Raw genomic sequence first — 805 nt, forward strand, 5'->3', positions numbered from 1 at the left:
CCCGTAAATCCGAAGCGAATCTATCGTCTTTACAAGGAGATGGGACTTCAGCTGCGGAACAAGGTTCCCAAACGGCGCGTGAAAGCGAAGCTTCGCGCTGATCGCACAGAGGCAACCCGTTCCAACCGTATGCGCCGTCTCTGTCCCATTGATTTGGCGTGTTTTTATTGAGTGACGTTTCTGCCAGAAGGTCTTTGGCAACAGCTGGAGATTTTGGATGGTAGATGGCGATGGGTTTGCCGGGCGTTTAGACATTGTCGATCCTCGGGGCGGCTACCGACGCTGGACGACGGAGATGAAAGCACGGATTGTCGCTGAAAGTCTTCATCCTGGGGCTCGGGTTGTGGAAGTTGCACAACGCTATGATCTGAGTGCGAACCAGCTTTCTTACTGGCGCAAGCAGGCGCGTGATGGCCTTCTGATCTTGCCAGCAGAGTTGATGCTGCCGGTGCCGGATGCGGAATGTTGTGAAACTGCGTTTGTGCCGTTGTCGATTGCGGATGAGCCGAAGATACCTGGCGTTACCTCATTGACGCCAGAGACGATGGCGGCGACTGCCGGGATTGTGACGATAGAGATAGGTGCCGACCTCGTGGTGAAGGTGCCGGGCGATGTGTCTGTCAGTCGGGTCGCGGCTTTGGTTGGTGCGATACGAGGTTTGGCATGATCGTCGCGGGCCAACGCTTGCCCATCCTGATCGCCACGCAACCGGTGGACTTTCGTTGCGGTCATCAGGCTCTGGCCTTGATAGTGCAGACTGAACTGAAACTCGATCCGCATTCCGGGATCACGGTGATCTTCCGGT

Annotated in this window: 2 protein-coding genes and 1 pseudogene; all 3 read left to right on the top strand. The window is 56.1% G+C overall.

The features are described from left to right. Positions 1-126, top strand: a pseudogene (locus F9K91_RS26775) (IS3 family transposase); the annotation flags it as partial. A 91-nt stretch (positions 127-217) separates the two neighbouring features. Beyond that, positions 218-667, top strand: coding sequence for an IS66-like element accessory protein TnpA (gene tnpA, locus F9K91_RS25540; RefSeq protein WP_151679079.1), 450 nt, complete (start codon positions 218-220; stop codon positions 665-667). Next, positions 664-805: IS66 family insertion sequence element accessory protein TnpB (tnpB, locus tag F9K91_RS26780; RefSeq protein WP_167522154.1), on the top strand; the 142-nt coding region annotated here is incomplete at its 3' end. The genes tnpA and tnpB, both read left to right, overlap by 4 nt.

Origin of the sequence: Brucella tritici (assembly GCF_008932295.1) — a bacterium.
GTDB lineage: Bacteria > Pseudomonadota > Alphaproteobacteria > Rhizobiales > Rhizobiaceae > Brucella > Brucella tritici.

What these genes read in the sequence shown, in the direction of transcription:
- tnpA (WP_151679079.1), top strand. Translation starts at nt 218, where the DNA reads ATGGTAGATGGCGATGGGTTTGCCGGGCGTTTAGACATTGTCGATCCT.